At 64.5% G+C, this 18,207-nt stretch carries 16 protein-coding genes; 1 reads left to right on the forward strand and 15 read right to left on the reverse strand.

What is annotated here, in order from left to right; all coding sequences use genetic code 11:
- Positions 1-186: 186 nt before the first annotated feature.
- Complete coding sequence (uvrB, locus tag ACY65G_RS02890; RefSeq protein WP_464995841.1) at positions 187-2,271, forward strand: excinuclease ABC subunit UvrB; 2,085 nt, start codon at positions 187-189, stop codon at positions 2,269-2,271.
- Between the two features lie 87 nt (positions 2,272-2,358).
- Here uvrB and ACY65G_RS02895 read toward each other — a convergent pair whose 3' ends face one another.
- The 15 genes from ACY65G_RS02895 to ACY65G_RS02965 form a co-directional block, all read right to left on the reverse strand.
- The gene (locus ACY65G_RS02895; RefSeq protein WP_464995842.1) at positions 2,359-3,090 is read right to left on the reverse strand and encodes a sterol desaturase family protein; all 732 of its coding nucleotides are present in this window, start codon (positions 3,088-3,090) and stop codon (positions 2,359-2,361) included.
- A 2-nt stretch (positions 3,091-3,092) separates the two neighbouring features.
- Entirely contained in the window at positions 3,093-3,689 is a 597-nt protein-coding gene (locus ACY65G_RS02900; protein ID WP_130188248.1) for a MarC family protein, read from the reverse strand.
- A gap of 94 nt (positions 3,690-3,783) precedes the next feature.
- Positions 3,784-4,329: a phosphoribosyltransferase gene (locus ACY65G_RS02905; RefSeq protein ID WP_464995843.1), complete on the reverse strand. Its 546-nt coding sequence runs from the start codon at positions 4,327-4,329 to the stop codon at positions 3,784-3,786.
- A 34-nt stretch (positions 4,330-4,363) separates the two neighbouring features.
- Positions 4,364-5,677, reverse strand: a complete 1,314-nt coding sequence (locus ACY65G_RS02910; RefSeq protein WP_130188246.1) for an adenylosuccinate synthase — start codon at positions 5,675-5,677, stop codon at positions 4,364-4,366.
- 4 nt (positions 5,678-5,681) lie between these two features.
- Positions 5,682-6,842, reverse strand: coding sequence for an ATP phosphoribosyltransferase regulatory subunit (locus tag ACY65G_RS02915; RefSeq protein ID WP_464995844.1), 1,161 nt, complete (start codon positions 6,840-6,842; stop codon positions 5,682-5,684).
- Positions 6,843-7,085: 243 nt separating this feature from the next.
- Positions 7,086-7,964: a protease modulator HflC gene (gene hflC, locus ACY65G_RS02920; RefSeq protein WP_464995845.1), complete on the reverse strand. Its 879-nt coding sequence runs from the start codon at positions 7,962-7,964 to the stop codon at positions 7,086-7,088.
- Entirely contained in the window at positions 7,964-9,250 is a 1,287-nt protein-coding gene (gene hflK / locus ACY65G_RS02925) for an FtsH protease activity modulator HflK (protein WP_464995846.1), read from the reverse strand. The genes hflC and hflK overlap by 1 nt, the downstream gene beginning before the upstream one ends.
- Positions 9,251-9,253: 3 nt before the next feature.
- Positions 9,254-10,390 (reverse strand): GTPase HflX, encoded by a 1,137-nt coding sequence (hflX, locus tag ACY65G_RS02930; protein ID WP_130188242.1) that lies wholly within the window; start codon positions 10,388-10,390, stop codon positions 9,254-9,256.
- Positions 10,391-10,453: 63 nt separating this feature from the next.
- Positions 10,454-10,690, reverse strand: a complete 237-nt coding sequence (gene hfq / locus ACY65G_RS02935; RefSeq protein ID WP_093558029.1) for an RNA chaperone Hfq — start codon at positions 10,688-10,690, stop codon at positions 10,454-10,456.
- Positions 10,691-11,139: 449 nt separating this feature from the next.
- Entirely contained in the window at positions 11,140-12,486 is a 1,347-nt protein-coding gene (gene der / locus ACY65G_RS02940; protein WP_464995847.1) for a ribosome biogenesis GTPase Der, read from the reverse strand.
- Positions 12,487-12,615: 129 nt separating this feature from the next.
- Entirely contained in the window at positions 12,616-13,770 is a 1,155-nt protein-coding gene (gene bamB, locus ACY65G_RS02945) for an outer membrane protein assembly factor BamB (protein ID WP_464995848.1), read from the reverse strand.
- Between the two features lie 109 nt (positions 13,771-13,879).
- A complete protein-coding gene (locus ACY65G_RS02950; RefSeq protein WP_464995849.1) occupies positions 13,880-14,533 on the reverse strand; it encodes a YfgM family protein in 654 nt (217 codons plus the stop codon).
- Positions 14,534-14,552: 19 nt separating this feature from the next.
- Positions 14,553-15,905, reverse strand: coding sequence for a histidine--tRNA ligase (hisS, locus tag ACY65G_RS02955; RefSeq protein WP_464995850.1), 1,353 nt, complete (start codon positions 15,903-15,905; stop codon positions 14,553-14,555).
- A gap of 6 nt (positions 15,906-15,911) precedes the next feature.
- Positions 15,912-17,183, reverse strand: a complete 1,272-nt coding sequence (gene ispG / locus ACY65G_RS02960; protein WP_464995851.1) for a flavodoxin-dependent (E)-4-hydroxy-3-methylbut-2-enyl-diphosphate synthase — start codon at positions 17,181-17,183, stop codon at positions 15,912-15,914.
- The gene (locus ACY65G_RS02965) at positions 17,183-18,202 is read right to left on the reverse strand and encodes a RodZ domain-containing protein (RefSeq protein ID WP_464995852.1); all 1,020 of its coding nucleotides are present in this window, start codon (positions 18,200-18,202) and stop codon (positions 17,183-17,185) included. Before ACY65G_RS02965 ends, ispG begins: the two co-directional genes overlap by 1 nt.
- Positions 18,203-18,207: the final 5 nt, after the last annotated feature.

Here is an 18,207-nt window from a genome sequence, read left to right on the forward strand (position 1 = left end):
GGATTGGATTCGAGTGAATGCGATTCGCAGCGGGGTGAGCATTACAAACTACAAGGAAGAGGTCCGAAGTACCGCGATGACGGTGCCCGGCAATTCCGATGCGCAACATTGACCATCTGTGCCGGTCGCTGCGCAACAACTGCGCAGTGTGTGCGCAACTCCCTATTCTAGCAAAGGTCTGACTTCATGGCTGATTTATCACTGGCCGGCGCTCCCGAGCCCACCGTGCTGACGTTCCCGAATTCCGCGTTCAAGCTGCACCAGCCCTTCCCGCCCGCCGGCGACCAGCCGACGGCGATCGACAGCCTGTGCGAAGGCATCGAGGACGGACTGTCGTTCCAGACGCTGCTGGGCGTGACCGGATCCGGCAAGACCTACACGATGGCCAACGTGATTGCCCGCATGGGCCGTCCGGCGATCGTGTTCGCGCCGAACAAGACGCTGGCTGCCCAGCTGTACAGCGAGTTCCGCGAGTTCTTCCCGCAGAACGCCGTCGAGTATTTCGTGTCGTACTACGATTACTACCAGCCGGAAGCCTATGTGCCGCAGCGCGACCTGTTCATCGAAAAGGATTCGTCGATCAACGAGCATATCGAGCAGATGCGGCTGTCGTGCACGAAGTCGCTGATGGAACGGCGCGACGTGGTCATCGTGGCAACGGTGTCGGCGATCTACGGTATCGGTAATCCGAACGAATACCACCAGATGATCCTGACGCTGCGCGCCAAGGACAAGGTCAGCCAGCGCGACATCATCGCCCGCCTGATCCAGATGCAGTACACGCGCAACGAAGTCGATTTCGGCCGCGGCACGTTCCGCGTGCGGGGCGATACGATCGACATCTTCCCCGCCGAGCACGCGGAACTGGCCGTGCGCCTGGAAATGTGGGACGACGAACTGGAATCGATCCAGCTGTTCGACCCGCTGACGGGCCGCGTGCGCCAGAAGATTCCCCGCTTTACCGTCTACCCCGGCTCGCACTACGTGACGCCCCGCTCGACGGTGCTGCGCGCCATCGAATCGATCAAGGCGGAGCTGCGCGACCGGCTGGAATTCTTCCGCAAGGAAGGCAAGCTGATCGAAGAGCAGCGGCTCGAGCAGCGCACCCGCTTCGACCTGGAAATGATGGCCGAGATCGGCTTTACGAAAGGCATCGAGAACTATTCGCGCCACCTGTCCGGCGCGATGCCGGGCCAGCCGCCGCCAACGCTGATCGATTACCTGCCGCAGGATGCGCTGATGTTCATGGACGAGTCGCACGTGCTGGTCGGCCAGTTGTCGGCCATGTACAACGGCGACCGTTCGCGCAAGACGAACCTGGTCGACTACGGTTTCCGCCTGCCGTCGGCGCTGGACAATCGGCCGCTGAAGTTCGAGGAATTCGAGGGCAAGATGCGGCAGACCGTCTTCGTGTCCGCCACGCCGGCCGATTACGAGCAGAAGCACGCCGACCAGGTGGTGGAACAGGTGGTGCGCCCGACCGGGCTGGTGGACCCGCAGGTGATCGTCAGGCCGGCGCGCACCCAGGTCGACGACCTGCTGTCGGAAATCAACGACCGCGTCGCCAAGAACGAGCGCGTGCTGGTGACGACGCTGACGAAGCGGATGTCCGAGCAGCTGACCGAATACCTGTCGGACCACGGCATCAAGGTGCGCTACCTGCACAGCGATATCGAAACGGTCGAGCGCGTGGAAATCCTGCGCGACCTGCGCATCGGCACGTTCGACGTCGTCGTCGGCATCAACCTGCTGCGCGAGGGCCTCGACCTGCCGGAAGTATCGCTGGTGGCGATCCTGGACGCCGACAAGGAAGGCTTCCTGCGCTCCGAACGCTCGCTGATCCAGACGATCGGCCGCGCCGCGCGTAACCTGAACGGCGTGGCGCTGCTGTACGCGGACCAGATGACCGATTCGATGAAGCGTGCGATCGACGAGACGGAACGCCGCCGCGCCAAGCAGATCGCCCACAACGAGAAGCACGGCATCATCGCGCGCGGCGTCAACAAGGTCATCAGGGACATGATCGACGGCGTCTACGACCCGAACCGCGAATCGACGAACCTGAAGGCGGCGCAGGAGACCGCGAAGTACGAGTCGATGAACGAGAAGCAGGCGTCGAAGGAAATCAAGCGCCTCGAGAAGCTGATGGTCGAACACGCGAAGAACCTGGAGTTCGAGAAGGCCGCGCAGGTGCGCGACCAGCTGCACCTGCTGAAGGAGCAGATGTTCGGTGCGCCGGGGGCGGACGTGATTTCGATCACGGGCAAGTAAATGGAGAAATAGCCCTGCCCCCCTACGAAAACGCCGCGTTCGACGCGGCGTTTTTCATACCTGCAGCGCTTTGTCGGATTGGTTGCGTCAGTGCGGGCGATGAACGTCCCGGAACAGCAGCATGTCGGCGATGCGCTCCGGCTTGTCGCCGTCGAAACCCAGCTCCGCCACGCGGTGCTCGGGATTCGTCCACGTGCCGAACAGCAGGTCCCAGATGGGCAGGCCGTAGTTCTGGGCGTGGTGATTCAATCGATGATGGACCGTGTGCATTTCCGGGCGCTGCACCAGGTAGCCGAGCCAGCGCGGTGTCGCGATGTCGCCATGCAGGAACAGGTCGAACATGCCGGTCAGGAGCAATGCGATCGCCGCCGCGGTCGGGCTGGCACCCAGCAGCAGGTAACTGGCGCACCCGCTGATGCAGATGGCGGCCGCCGAGTCGAGCGGATGGGCATAGAACGCCGTCAGTGCTTCCACCCGCCGCGCGCTGTGATGCAGCTGGTGGAACACCCGCCACAGCAGGTCGAAGCGGTGCGTGGCGCGGTGCCACCAGTAGAACACGAAGCTGGTGGCCAGGAAGCTGGCAAAGCCGGTCGCGAGGACCGGCCAGCCGCTGGTGTCGAACAACGCCGCTTCGTGGATGGCGGTGCTGAAGAACCAGCCGGCGGCCAGCGTGACGGCCACCGTGGCCGCGCCGGTACCGCTGGCCAGCAGCAGCCAGCGCCGGTCGCAACGATTGCGCGAGGCCGGCGCGATCACCTCGCGCGTGAACAGCGCAACGAAGGCAAGTGCCAGGACAGGCAATGCCAGCAGCTCGCTCACGGCTACAGCGTCTTCACGAACTCGCGAATCCCGCCCAGCATCATCTCGACCGACATCGCCGCGAGGATGAGCCCCATCAGGCGCTCGAACGCCGTCATCACCTGCGTGCCCAGCACCTTTTGCAGGCGCTCGGCGCCGAGGAACACGGCCAGCCAGACCACCACCACGGCGGCCAGCGCGGCCACGTGGATCATCACGTCGCCGCGGGTCTCGCTGGAGAACAGCAGCACCGTGGCCAGCGCGGACGGCCCGGCCAGCGCGGGAATCGCCAGCGGCACGATGAACGGCTCGCCGCCCTCGTTCCTGCCCAGCACACCGTCCGGATGGGGGAATACCATGCGGATCGCGATCATCAGCAGGATCACGCTGCCGGCGATGCGCAGCGATACTTCCGACAGGCTCAGCGCATGCAGGAAGGGCCGGCCGAAGAACATGAACACCAGCAGCACGGCGAACGCGATCAGGCATTCGCGCACGACGATCTTCGGCCGCCGTGCCGGCGCGACCGGTTGCAGCGCGGCGGCGAACAGCGGCACGTTGCCGAACGGGTCGGTCACCAGCAACAGCAGGATGAAGGTCTGGAAGAAGTTTTCGGTCATCGGGCAAGCTCTTTATTGTTATTGAATGGGTACCAGAACGAAAAATGGCGGAAGGCCTTACGGCCCTCCGCCATTGTCTCGCAAGCGCGAAAGCTTATGCGCTCTGCTCGCCTTTTTTCAGCCACGACGCCAGCTGGTGCGGACGCAGGCCGTCGTAATCCTCGAACGGCTGGTGGATCCACGGGTTGTGCGGCAGTTCCTGCATCTGGTAGTCCGGCTTGAAGGCGGAGCTGCCCTTCGTCCAGATCACGGCGGAACGCACCTCCTCGACATCCGCGTAGTTGGCCTTCAGGTGGTCGATGACCTTCATCAGCGTGACACCGGAATCGGCCAGGTCGTCGATCAGCAGGATCTTGCCGGCCAGCGTGCCGCGCGTCACCGTGATGTACTTGGCGATGTCGAGGTCGCCCTGCACCGTACCCTTGTCGGCACGGTAGGAGCTCGTCGACAGGATCGCCAGCGGCACGTCGAAGATGCGCGAGAACACGTCGCCGGGGCGCACACCGCCGCGCGCCAGGCACAGCACCATGTCGAACTTGAAGCCCGACTCGTAGACCTTCAGTGCCAGGCCTTCGACGAGGCGGTTGTATTCATCCCAGGTCACCCACAGGTGCTTGTTATCGGATTGAGGGGTGCTCATGTAATTCCTTCTTGCTTGTGGCGTGTATTGCTTTTTATTCGAACGGGTGGCGCAGAACGATGGTTTCTTCGCGATCCGGTCCCGTGGAAACCATGTCGACGGGTACGCCGACCAGTTCCTCGATGCGCTTGATGTAGGCGCGCGCATTGGCCGGCAGGGCCGCCAGCGATTTCGCGCCGACGGTGCTTTCCGTCCAGCCCGGCATTTCTTCGTAGATCGGCTCGCAACGCGCCGCGTCTTCGGCGCCGACCGGGAAGATGTCGACCTTGCGGCCGTCGATCATGTAGCCGGTGCACAGCTTCAGCGACTCGATGCCGTCGAGCACGTCCAGCTTCGTCAGGCACATGCCCGACACGCCGTTGATCTGCACCGAGCGGCGCAGCAGCGCGGCATCGAACCAGCCGCAGCGGCGGGCACGGCCCGTCACGGTACCGAATTCATGGCCCACTTGCGCCAGGTGATGGCCCACGCCGGCATCGGTCGGCAGTTCGGACGGGAACGGGCCGGAACCCACGCGCGTCGTGTAGGCCTTGGTGATGCCGAGGATGTAGTGCAGCATGTTCGGGCCCACGCCAGCACCGGCGGCGGCGTTGCCGGCCACGCAGTTCGACGATGTCACGAACGGATAGGTGCCATGGTCCACGTCCAGCAGCGAGCCCTGCGCGCCTTCGAACAGCAGGTTGGCGCCGGCCTTGTGCGCGGCGTACAGCGCGCTCGACACGTCGGCCACCATCGGGCGCAGGCGCGGCACATAGGCCAGCGCGTCGTCGAGGGTCTTCTGGTACTCGACCTTCGGTGCCTTCAGGTAGTTTTCCAGCACGAAGTTGTGGTAGTCCAGGTTCTCGGCCAGCTTTTCGGCGAAACGCTTTTCGTTGAGCAGGTCGGCAACGCGGATGGCGCGGCGCGCCACCTTGTCTTCGTAGGCCGGGCCGATGCCCTTGCCGGTGGTGCCGATCTTGGCGGCGCCGCGGGCGGCTTCACGGGCGCCATCGAGCGCGGTGTGGTAAGGCAGGATCACCGGGCAGGCTTCGGAAACCTTCAGGCGCGACGCGACTTCCACGCCCACGGCTTCCAGCTTGTCGATCTCGCGCAGCACGTCCGGCACGGACACGACGACGCCGTTGCCGATGTAGCAGGCCACGCCGGGGCGCATGATGCCCGAAGGGATCAGCTGCAGCGCGGTCTTCACGCCGCCGATCACCAGCGTGTGACCGGCGTTGTGGCCGCCCTGGAAGCGCACCACGCCTTGCGCGTGTTCCGTCAGCCAGTCGACGATTTTGCCCTTGCCCTCATCGCCCCACTGGGTACCGATGACGACCACGTTTGTTGCAGTGATTTTTTTTGACATCACACTAACCTAAGTTTTTAAGAATCCAGTTACTACCACTCTCGTCGAGCACCAGCGCGCGGTCGCACTCGAACTCGTCCTGTTCATCGCTGTGACCCGGCAGGGACTGGATCACAACTTCGCCGGACTTGCGCAGCTCGGCGATACGTTCTTTCAGTTCGGGGGAATTGCCCCACGGCGCGCGGATCGCGTGCTTGCGGTCGGCCGTCGGCAGCAGCCGGGCCAGTTCGCGCAAGTCCATCGAGTACCCCGTCGCGGGACGGGCGCGGCCGAAGGCTTCGCCCACGTGGTCGTAGCGGCCGCCGCGCGCCACGGCGTTCGGCAGGCCCGGCACGTACAGCGCGAACGTGGCACCGCTCTCGTACTGGTAGCCGCGCAGGTCGGCCAGGTCGATCGCCACCTCGGCACGGCCGATCGCCGATGCGGCCAGCGCGGCCAGCTCGGCCAGCGCCTTGGCGATGCCCGGCAGCTCCGGCAGCGCATGCTTCGCGGCGGCCAGCACGTCGACGTCGCCGTACAGGTTCGGCAGCGCCAGCAGCGCATCGCGTGTGGCGGCGGCGTAGTTCGCCGTCTGCTCGCGCAGGCCCGGCACATCCTTGGCGCGCAGCAGCTGCACGATCGCATCGTGATCGCGCTGCGCAGCGGCATCCTGCTCGAGGATCGCGCGCAGCACGCCCACGTGGGCCAGATCCAGGCGCACGTCGGCAAAGCCGGCCATTTCGAGCGAGGCCAGCGCCAGTTCCTGGATCTCGGCATCCGCTTCCAGGCCGGCATGGCCATAGATCTCGGCGCCGATCTGCAGCGGTTCGCGGGTGGCATGCAAACCCGACGGGCGGGTATGCAGCACCGGGCCGGCATAGCACAGGCGCGTGACGGAGGCGCGGTTGAGCAGATGGGCGTCGATACGGGCGACCTGCGTGGTCATGTCCGCGCGCAGGCCCAGCATGCGGCCGGAGATCTGGTCGACGAGCTTGAAGGTGCGCAGCTCGGTATCCTGGCCGGCGCCGGTCATCAGCGACTCGACGTATTCCAGCAGCGGCGGCATCACGAGTTCGTAGCCGTAGCGGCGGAAGTTATCCAGCATCAGGCGGCGCAATTCCTCGATCTTGCGCGCCTCGGACGGCAAAACGTCCGCAATATGTTCGGGCAGAAGCCAATTCGGCATGGGAGAACCGGGTTGTTGAAAAACGTTCAATCGGCACGGCGCGCAAGCGGGCGGCGCAAACCGAACCGCATATTTTACGCGAAATCGTGGTTAAAGAGGTAAAAAGTCTGGCCGCCAGGGTATCCCGGTGGCTGCGTGCCCGCAAAACAATGAACCCCAAAGGCAAAAAACTGGGGTCAGACCCAATGGGTCTGACCCCGGCTTCCGCGTTTGGGGTTTCCTCAAGCAGTGGCGTGTTCCGGCTTATTTACCGGCCGAGCCGCTGCCCTTGAAGTACTTGAAGAACTCCGAGTTCGGGTCGATCAGCATCACGTCGGCCTTGGTCTTGAACGACGTCCGGTAGGCTTCCAGGCTGCGATAGAACTTGTAGAACTCCGGGTTGCGGCCAAAGGCCTCGGCGTAGATCGCACTGGCCTTGGCATCGCCCTCGCCGCGGATCTTCTCGGCTTCGCGATAGGCTTCGGCGAGGATCACGGCGCGCTGCTTGTCGGCATCGGCACGGATCTTCTCGGAGTCGGCCGAACCGGTGGAACGCAGTTCGTTGGCCACGCGCAGGCGCTCGGCCTTCATCCGTTCGTACACCGAGTTGTTGATCTGCTCGACGTAATCGACACGCTTGAGCCGCACGTCCAGGATCTGCACGCCGATCTGCTTCGCTTCATTCTCCACCTTGGTGCGCAACCCTTCCATCACCTTGCCGCGCTGGCCCGAGATCACTTCGCGCACGGTGCGCTTGGTGATTTCCTCGTTCAGCGCCGCCTTGACGATCTGCGCCATGCGGTTGCCGGCGCGACCTTCGTCGCCGCCGAACCTGACGAAGTACAGGCGCGGGTCGACGATGCGCCACTTGACGAACGAATCGACCAGGATGTTCATCTTTTCGGCCGTGATGAAGCGGTCTGCTTCCGGCGAATCCAGGGTCTGGATGCGCTTGTCCAGGTAGATCACGTTCTGGAACGGCGGCGGCAGCTTGAAGTGCAGGCCGGGGTCGCGGATCACCTGCTTGACTTCACCGAGTGCGAACACGATGGCGAACTTGCGCTGGTCCACCACGAACACGGTGGACGACAGCAGCATCAGCGCGATGAAGGCGGCGACGACGATAGTAACTAGACGGTTCATTAACGGCCCTCCCGGCTACGGGACGATTCACGCGCGCGGTTCTGCTCGCCGGCGTACGGTTGCTCTGGCGGCGGCAGCAGCACGGCGGACGGTGGCGGCGCCGTCACGTTGGCGCGCTGCGCCTCGGTGGCGGCAACTTGCGCGATCAGTTTATCCAGCGGCAGATACAGCAAATTGCTGCCGGCCTTCGAGTCCACCATCACCTTGCTGGTGTTGGCGAAGATCTGCTGCATCGTGTCCAGGTACATGCGGTCGCGCGTCACGCCCGGCGCCTTCTGGTATTCCACGAGCACGGACTTGAAGCGGTCGGCATTACCGGACGCGTTCTGCTCGACCATCGAGCGATAGGCTTCCGCTTCCTGCAGCAGGCGGAACGCGGCGCCGCGCGCCGTGGGCACCACCTGGTTGGCATAGGCCTGGCCTTCGTTCTTCAGCCGTTCGCGGTCCTGGCCGGCCTTGACGGCATCGTCGAACGCGGTCTGGACCTGTTCCGGCGGCTGCACGCCCTGCATCGTCACATTGGTGACCTGCGCACCGGACGCGTAGCGATCGAGGATCTGCTGCATCAGTTGCTGCGTGTCGTAAGCGACCTTCTCGCGGCCTTCGTACAGCACGAAGTCCATCTTGCTGCGGCCGACGATCTCGCGGATCGCGGTTTCGGCGACCTGGCGCACGGTGTCTTCCGCGTCGCGGTTGTTGTACAGCCATGCCACCGGATCGCTCAGCTGATACTGCACGGCGAACTGGATGTCGATGATGTTCTCGTCGTCCGTCAGCATCAGCGATTCGCGCGCCTGCTTGTTGCGGGTATTGCCGCGGTAACCGACTTCCACCGTGCGCACCTGCGCCACGTTGACGGTTTCGTTGGCCTGGAACGGATACGGCCAGCGCCAGTTGAAGCCGGCCGGCGTTTCATGGCTGAAGCGGCCGAAGGTGGTCACGATGCCCTTCTGCCCTTCCTGCACGATGAAGGCGCCGCTGGCCAGCCAGACCAGCAGGGCAATCACCGCGGCGGCGCCGACGGTCACGCCGGCACCGCGCAGCTCGCTGCCACCACTGTTGCCGCCGCCACCGCCGCCACCGTTATTGTTGTTGCGGTTCTTGTTGCCGAACAGGCCATTCAGGCGCTGGTTGAAGTCGCGCCACAGCTGGTCGAGGTCCGGCGGTCCGTCGCCGGGCTTCTTGCCTTCCTGGGCCTGCCTGTTGTTGTCCTTGTCCTGGCCCCAGCGGGGATCGTTCAGGGACAGCTTCAGGCCTAATCTTTTCGCTAGTGAGGAAAGAGGCATGTTTTAGACATCGGTGAATGTGGAAATGGCATCGGGCGGCGTGTCGTCCTTCGGACGCAGATTCGCCTCCCGTTGAACCTGGGCTGCCTCGGTGATCGATGACCGCAGCAGATCGAGGCCTTCGCCCGTACGGGCACTGATGAAAACGCGTGCAATCTTATCATGCTCATCACGTTCCACCGCCGGCTCCAGGCCGGCCGCATCGATCTTGTTCCAGACGAGGATCTGGGGGATATGGTCGGCGCCGATCTCGCGCAGCACGGCATTGACCTCTTCGATCTGCTCCATCCGCACCGGGCTCGCCCCATCGACAACGTGCAGCAGCAGGTCGGCATGGATGGTTTCCTCCAGCGTGGCGCGGAATGCCGCCACCAGCTGGTGGGGCAGTTCGCGCACGAAGCCGACCGTATCGGAGATCACGACGTTGCCGGCATCCTCGCCCATGTACACGCGGCGCGATGTGGTGTCGAGCGTGGCGAACAACTGGTCCGCCACGTACACGCCGGCCTTGGTCAGCGCATTGAACAGCGTGGACTTGCCGGCATTGGTATAGCCGACCAGCGACACCGAAAAGGCGTTGTTGCGGCCACGCGAACGACGCTGCGTTTCATGCTGCTTGCGCAGTTTCGCCAGCCGCGCGCGCAGCATGCGCACCCGCTCGCCGATCAGCCGGCGGTCGGTTTCCAGCTGGGTTTCACCGGGGCCGCGCAGGCCGATACCGCCCTTCTGGCGCTCAAGGTGAGTCCAGCCGCGGATCAGCCGCGTGGACAAGTGCTGCAACTGCGCCAGCTCGACCTGCAGCTTGCCCTCGTGGCTCTGGGCACGCTGGGCAAAGATATCGAGGATGAGGCTGGTACGATCCAGCACCCGCACGTTCAGGCGCTTTTCCAGGTTACGCTGCTGGGCAGGCGACAGCGCATGGTTGAAGATGACGATCTCCAGCTGGTGGTCCTGCACCGCGTGGCCGATCTCGTCGGCCTTGCCGCTGCCGACGAAATAGGCGGCATCGGGGCTGGAACGCTTGCCGGTGACGGTCGTGATGGGCTCCGCTCCCGCGGAACGCGCGAGCAGCATCAGTTCGTCGATACTGGCGCCGAAGTCGCCCTGACCGAAGTCCACACCGACTAAAGCTGCGCGCATGGGACGGTCAGGGAACGTTGAAGCGGAATGCAGGGCTGCGGCGTTGTCACAAGGATCAACGCGTTACTCCGCCTCGGAATCGATGTTGAGGTTGACGGCACGTGCCGGCACCACGGTCGAGATGGCATGCTTGTATACCATCTGCGTGACGGTATTGCGCAGCAGGACGACATACTGGTCGAACGACTCGATATGGCCCTGCAGCTTGATGCCGTTGACGAGATAGATCGATACAGGAACGTGCTCCTTGCGCAGTGCGTTCAGGAATGGGTCTTGTAACAATTGCCCTTTATTGCTCATAACAGCTCCAGTTTATGTTGTTGTGTTGGAATTGGAGGCGAAACGCTTGAATTCAAGTGCCGGCTACTCCTTATTGCAGAGGTAAAAGCAACCCCCGCCAGACGGAAATGCTTCGAAGCTACTGTAACCGGTTTTTGTGATTTATGCAGGGGTGTCCGAATGAAAACAAGGAAAAAAATGCATTCGGAATGTGAAGTTTCCGGGACGGTGAGATACCGGGGTTGCAGGGGTCTGCCCTCGGTAAGTGACGTCTGGCGTGCTCGCCGCAGGATTGATCAGGGACTACCCGGTTTTTGGTTATGCTGTCGAAATGCCGGCAAAAAACCGGGGTCAGTCCCCTCGACAAGCTGGCAACCGAGGCGCCTGTCCCTACTTACCGGGGACAAACCCCTGCGGCTCGGCTGCTCTCTGCGACTTCTTTCTATCCAAGCGACAGCCGGCGGCTTGCCTCAGCTCTTCTCGCGCTTGTCGAACGGGTTCTTGCCCGTGCGCAGCTCGATACGCAGCGGCGTACCGACGAGCTGGAACGTCTCGCGGAAATGCTTTTCCAGGTAGCGCTTGTAGGGCTCGCTGATCGCATCCAGCGAATTGCCGTGGATGACGATGATCGGCGGGTTCATGCCGCCCTGGTGGGCATAGCGCATCTTCGGCCGCAGGCCGCCCTTGCGTTTCGGCTCCTGCTTCTCGACCGCTTCCAGCAACGCGCGCGTGAGCTTCGGCGTGGACAGGTCGGCCATGGCCGCGCCGTAGGCGGCGTCGACCGACTTCATCAGCGGGCCGATGCCGGTGCCCTTCAGCGCCGAGATGAAGTGCGTCTTGGCGAAGCCGAGGAAATCGAGCTTGCGGTCCATGTCGTTCTTCACCTGGTCGCGCTGGTGCGACTGCAGGCCATCCCACTTGTTCACGGCCAGCACCAGTGCCCGGCCGGACTCCAGGATGAAACCGGCGATGTGGGCATCCTGCTCGGAAATGTCCTGCTGGGCATCGAGCATGAGGATTACAACGTTGGCCTCCGAGATCGACTGCAGGGTCTTCACGACCGAGAATTTCTCGATCGCCTCGAACACCTTGCCGCGGCGGCGGATGCCGGCCGTGTCGATCAGCGTGTAGTGCTTGCCGTCGCGTTCGAACGGGATTTCGATCGAATCGCGCGTGGTGCCCGGCATGTCGAACGCGATCACGCGCTCCTCGCCCAGCAGCGTATTGATCAGCGTGGACTTGCCCACGTTCGGACGACCGACCAGCGCCAGCTTGATGCCGCGCTCGGACGGTAGCAGCTCTTCGGCATCTTCCGGGCGCGAAGCAAAGGCCTTGTCCAGCGCTTCGTAGACCAGATCGGTGACGCCGTCGCCGTGCGCGCCGGAGATCGCATACGGATCGCCCAGGCCCAGCTCATAGAAATCGGACACGGCCGACGTGTACTTCATGCCTTCGGCCTTGTTCACGACGAGCAGCACGGGGCGGCCGCTGCGGCGCAGGAAGTCCGTGATGGTCTTGTCGTGCGGCGTCATGCCCTGGCGGCCGTCGACGAGGAAGATCACCACGTCCGCCTCGGCGACGGCCTGCTTCGTCTGCAAGGCCATCTGGAACATGATGCCTTCCTTGGCGACCGGTTCGAAACCGCCCGTATCGATGACCAGGAACGGTCGTTCGCCGACGCGGCCCTCGCCATAGTGACGGTCACGCGTCAGGCCAGGCAAGTCCGCCACCAGCGCGTCGCGCGAGCGGGTCAGACGATTGAAAAGGGTCGATTTCCCGACGTTCGGGCGCCCCACGAGTGCAATTACCGGCTTCATTTGTATTCTGCTCGACCGCTCGCGCGATCATCATTACTGCTTGGTGTTATTGAGGAAACTGCCCGGCCGCGATCGCCATCACAAACCTGATCGCGGCCGTCATTACAGCATGTTTTGATACTAGCTACTTTACTCGACCGCGATGGCGGCGATCGTTCCGGACTGGGTCTGGAAGATCATGTTCGATCCCGCGACCACCGGCGCCGACCTGATCGGGCTGCCATCCGTGGCCACGCGGCCCAGCATCGCGCCATCCTCGCGCGACAGCAGGTGCACGTAGCCCTGGAAATCGCCGACGGCCACGACGCGGCCATACGACACGGGCGTCGACAGCACGCGGTTGCCCAGCGAATCGTTCTTCCAGGCGCTTTGTCCGCCCTCGCGGCCGAACGCGGACACGTGGCCCTTGTCGTCCGCCACGAAGACAAAGCGCTGGTCGACGCCCACGCCCACATCGGACGATGCCGGCTTGGTCCACTTGGCCACGCCCGTGGTCAGGTCGAAACAGCCTACCTTGCCCTGGTAAGTGACGGCGCAGATATCGCTGCCGACGACGACCGGCGTGCCGCCGATGTCCGACACGCGTTCCAGTTCGGTGGCGCCGCGCGGCTCGGCCACGGACACCTCGAAGCGCGGCACGCCATTGGCCAGCGCCAGCGACAACAGCTTGCCCGCCGGCTGTGCCACGTAGACGTTCGGCTGCGCCACCACCATGCCCGGCGCGTTGCGCAGGGTCAGCGGCGGCGTGGTGCGCTGCAGGAACCACTTGCGTTCGCCCGTTTTCGCGTCGTAGGCAGTGATCTTGTTGTCCATGCTGCGCACGATCACCAGCTCGTCGGTCACGGCCGGTGCCGACAGCACCTCGGACGAGGCCTGCACCTTCCACAGTTCCTTGCCGGTGGCCGCGTCGAACGCCAGCACGGCGCCCTTCGTGCCGCCCACCGCCACCAGCTTGCCGTTGGCGCCCACGCCCGCCGTCAGCTCGGTGCCGGCCCTGGTCTTCCATTGCGAACGGCCGGTGGCCGCGTCCAGGCGCTCGACGTTGCCGTCGTTGTCGGCCACGAACAGCGCATTGTCGGCCAGCGCCGGCGAGAAGACATACAGGCCGGCCTTGCCGACGGAATGCTTCCACACGACCTTGGCGGGGATCGGCGACTTGATGTCCACCAGCGTGGCCGGGGGATTCTTGTCCTTTTCCTTGAATGGATTCAGCGAGCTGAGGGTACTGCACGCGGCCGTCATGGACAGCAGGCTCACGCCGATGAGTTTACCGGTGATACGCATAAATTAAACCTTGCTCCTAACAATGGAAGGCGGTACGGGTAACGCCCGCCCGCGTGCCGTCACGCCGGCCGCGGGGGCTTGCAACCTGGCGCTGACGCCACCGTGGATATCAGGCGGCGGCCGGCTTCGGTTCCGGTACCGTGCCGCCGACAGCTTCGAGCTTCAGCTCGATCAGCTGGCGCGCGGGATTCTTCTCGTTCGTGCCGGTCAGCGCGGCCTGGTACGCGGCGCGCGCCTCGGCCAGCTTGTTCTGCGCGGCCAGCACGTCGCCCTTGCGGTCGCTGACGGCGGCCTTGAACTGCTCCGGCACATCGCCGTCCAGCGCCTTCAACGCGTCGGCATACGCCTTTTCGTCCAGCAGCAGGCCGGCCAGGCGGATCTTCGCCACCGCCTTGTATTCGTCGTTGCCGTGCTCGATCACCCACTGCAGCCTGGCCTTCGCGGTCTTCAGGTCGCTGGCGTCGAAGGCGCTCTTCGCGGCCGTCAGCGCGGCCATCTGCGCATACAGCGTGCGGCCATAGCGGCTTTCGATGTCGCCGGCGGCGCGTTGCACCTTGGCGTTGTCCTTGCCGACCGAGCTTTGCAGCTCGTCATACAGCACGGATGCTTCGACGGCCTGCGTGCGCTGGTAGTACTGCCAGCCGGCCCAGCCGGAATACGCGGCCAGGCCGGCGACCAGCACCCACGTCGCGGCGTTGCCGTACCTAGCCCACCATGCCTTCAGGGAGGCGAGCTGTTCTTCTTCTTGGTGATCGAATGCCATGGAATCTATCCTTCGGGGATCAGTGATGGTGGTGGTGATCGTCGCAGTCGTCGCCGCACGCGTTGCCGCCGATGATCTGGTCGACGACATAGTCGACCACTTCCTCGAACGCCACGGATGCCTGCTGCTGCTCGCCTTCGGCGCCGCGCAGCGCCTTCACGCTGGCGGTGTTGTTGGCCACTTCGTCCTCGCCGATGATGATCGCGAACGACGCGCCGCTGCCGTCGGCCTTCTTCATCTGGCTCTTGAACGAGCCGGCGCCGGCCGCGGTGGCGCAGTGCAGGATGACGTCCAGCCCGGCGTCGCGGATGCGTTCGCCCAGGATGAAGGCCTGCATCTGGGCATCTTCGCCCTGGTGCACGAGGTAGACGTCGCACTGGGCCGGCGCGGCCGTTTCGCCGGCCGATTTCATCAGTTCGATCAGGCGCTCGATGCCCATCGCGAAGCCCACCGCGGGCGTGGGTTTGCCGCCGAACTGCTCGATCAGCGGGTCATAGCGGCCGCCGGCGCACACGGTGCCCTGCGCGCCCAGCTGGTCCGTCACCCACTCGAAGACGGTACGGTTGTAGTAGTCGATGCCGCGCACCAGGCGCGTGTTGACGGTGTACTGCACCGCGTTGCGGTCGAGGATGTTCTTCACGCCCTCGAAGTGCTTCAGCGATTCCTCGCCCAGGTAGTCGAGCAGCTTCGGCGCATTGTTGACGATGTCCTGCAGCGCCGGGTTCTTCGTATCGAGGATGCGCAGCGGGTTCGTGTGCAGGCGGCGTTTCGCTTCCGCATCCAGCAGCTCTTCGTGCTGTTCGAGGTACTTGATCAGGTCCACGCGGTGGGCGGCCCGTTCGGCTGCGTCGCCGATCGAGTTCAGTTCCAGGCGGATGTCCGGCAGGCCCAGGTCGTCCCACAGGCGGCGGCACAGCATGATCAGCTCGGCGTCGATGTCCGGACCGGTGAAGCCCACGGCTTCCGCGCCGAACTGGTGGAACTGGCGGTAGCGGCCGCGCTGCGGGCGCTCGTGGCGGAACATCTGGCCTTTGTACCACAGGCGTTTCGGGCCGTCGTACACGAGGTTATGTTCGAGCACGGCGCGCACGACGCCGGCGGTGCCTTCCGGGCGCAGCGTGAGCTGGTCGCCGTTCATCGAATCCTCGAACGAATACATTTCCTTTTCGACGATGTCGGTCACGGCGCCGATCGCGCGGGCGAACAGGCGGGTCTCCTCGACGATCGGCGTGCGGATGTTCTGGTAGCCGTAGCTTTGCAGGATCGACTGCGCGGTGTTTTCAAAGATCTCCCACAGGTGGGCATCGGCGGGCAGGATGTCCGGCATCCCTTTGACCGAGGTGATCTTTTCTGCTTTTTTATTTTCGGACATGGTTTCTTATGCGCTTACAGGTGTGTAGTTCTTTTGTACGTAATCCAGCACGATCTGCTGGAATTCCTGCACGATCGTCTCGCCGCGCAGCGTGGCCACTTTCTGGCCATCGACAAAGACCGGCGCGGCCGGCGATTCGCCGGTGCCAGGCAGGCTGATGCCGATATTGGCGTGCTTCGATTCGCCGGGGCCGTTGACGATGCAGCCCATCACGGCCACGTTCATCGCTTCCACGCCCGGGTGGCTCTTCTTCCATTCCGGCATCTGCTCGCGCAGGAAGGTCTGGATATCGTCCGCCAGCTCCTGGAACGTGGTCGACGTGGTGCGCCCGCAACCCGGGCACGCGATCACCATCGGCATGAATTTGCGCAGGCCCATCGTCTGCAGGATTTCCTGGCCGACGATGACTTCCTTCGTGCGGTCGCCGCCCGGTTCCGGGGTCAGCGAAATGCGGATCGTGTCGCCGATGCCTTCCTGCAGCAGCACGGACAAGGCCGCCGTCGAGGCAACGATGCCCTTGCTGCCCATGCCCGCTTCGGTCAGGCCCAGGTGCAGCGCGTAGTCGCACCGTTTGGCGAGCTCGCGGTAGACGGCGATCAGGTCCTGGACACCGGAGACCTTGCAGGACAACACGATCTTGTCCCGGCCCAGGCCGATTTCCTCGGCGCGCTGGGCATTCTCGATGGCGGACGTGATCAGCGCTTCATACATGACGGCCTGCGCGCTCCACGGATTGGCGCGCACCGCGTTCTCGTCCATGATGCGCGCCAGCAGCGCCTGGTCCAGCGAGCCCCAGTTGACGCCGATGCGCACCGGTTTCTGGTGGCGGATCGCCACTTCGATCATCTGCGCGAACTGCGTGTCGCGCTTGGCGCCCTTGCCCACGTTGCCGGGATTGATGCGGTACTTCGACAGCGCGGCGGCGCAATCCGGATACTCGGTCAGCAGCGTGTGGCCGTTGTAGTGGAAATCGCCGACGAGCGGCACGTCGACGCCCATCTTGTCGAGCTGGTCGCGGATGTAGGGCACGGCTTGCGCCGCCTCGGGCCGGTCCACCGTCAGGCGCACCAGCTCGGAACCGGCGCGGGCCAGCTCCTTGATCTGGATCGCCGTGCCGACGGCATCGGCGGTATCGGTGTTCGTCATCGACTGCACGACGACGGGGTGGTCGCCGCCGACCCAGACCTTGCGGTCGCCATGGGCAACCAGCACGCCCTTGCTGGCGCGGCGCGCGAGGGGGCCGGACGGAATCGCGGTGTGTGTTTCGAAATTGCTCATTACTTGACCTGGACGCGGGAAATGGTGCTGTTCGCCATCTTCGGCAGCGGCAGCGGCTGGCCGCGCAGCGTGGCGCGCACGCCATCCGGTGCGCCGACGGTCAGCGTCGACTGGCGGTCGATTTCAAACGATTCGGTGCTGCCCGCCCGCACGACACGGGAAATCAGCGACGACGCGCCGGGCCGCTTGATCTCGACCCAGGAATCGGCCGTGAAGACCAGCGTCAGCGTGTTGGCGCCTTGCTGTGCTGCTGCCGTTGCTGGCGCGGCGGCAGTGGTTGCTGCTGGCGCCGGCGTGGTGGCGGCCGGTGCCGGGGTTACCGTCGCCGGTGCCGGAGTCGTGGCCGCCGTTGCGGGTGCCGGTGTCGTCACCAGCGGCGCCGTGTTTTCCGGCGTTGCCGGGCCCTGGCCGGGTATCGACACGAGCGGCACGTTCGCCGAGATCAGCGGGGTCGTGGTCGTGGCAGTGGTTGCCGCGGTGCCCGGCGCGGCCGGTACGGCAACCGTTGCCGGCGTGGCGGCGGCGGGTTTGCGCAATGCACCCGGCGACACGAGGCCGGACTGCCATGCGGCGGCGGCGCCGATGACGGCCAGCGCCACCACGCCGCCGATGAGCCACACCTTGGACTTCGACTGCCGTTCGGTCAGCGAAGGAAAACGCGACTCCGAAAACCGGGTCGGGACCTTGTCGCGCTTGATCGGCACGTGTTCGGTCGCCGTCACCGATGGCGTGACCGCGATCTGCGCTACCAGCGGTGCCGGGTCCAGCCGCACCACCTTGGCATAGGCGCGGATGAAACCGCGCGTGACGGCCATGTTCGGCAGCGACGCGAAGTCGCCCTGCTCGAGCGCCACCACCTGGCGCGGCGCCAGTTTCAGCTGGTCTGCAATCTGTTCCACGGTCAGGCCCATCTTCTCGCGCTGCGCGGCCAGCGTTGCCCCGGGTGCGGAAGCATCGCGCCGGTCCTGCGGCGGATTGTGTGGCTGGCCCTGCGGCTGCTTTTGCCCTTCTGAATCCATTATTA

This window comes from Pseudoduganella sp. jia 12 (genome assembly GCF_055502675.1).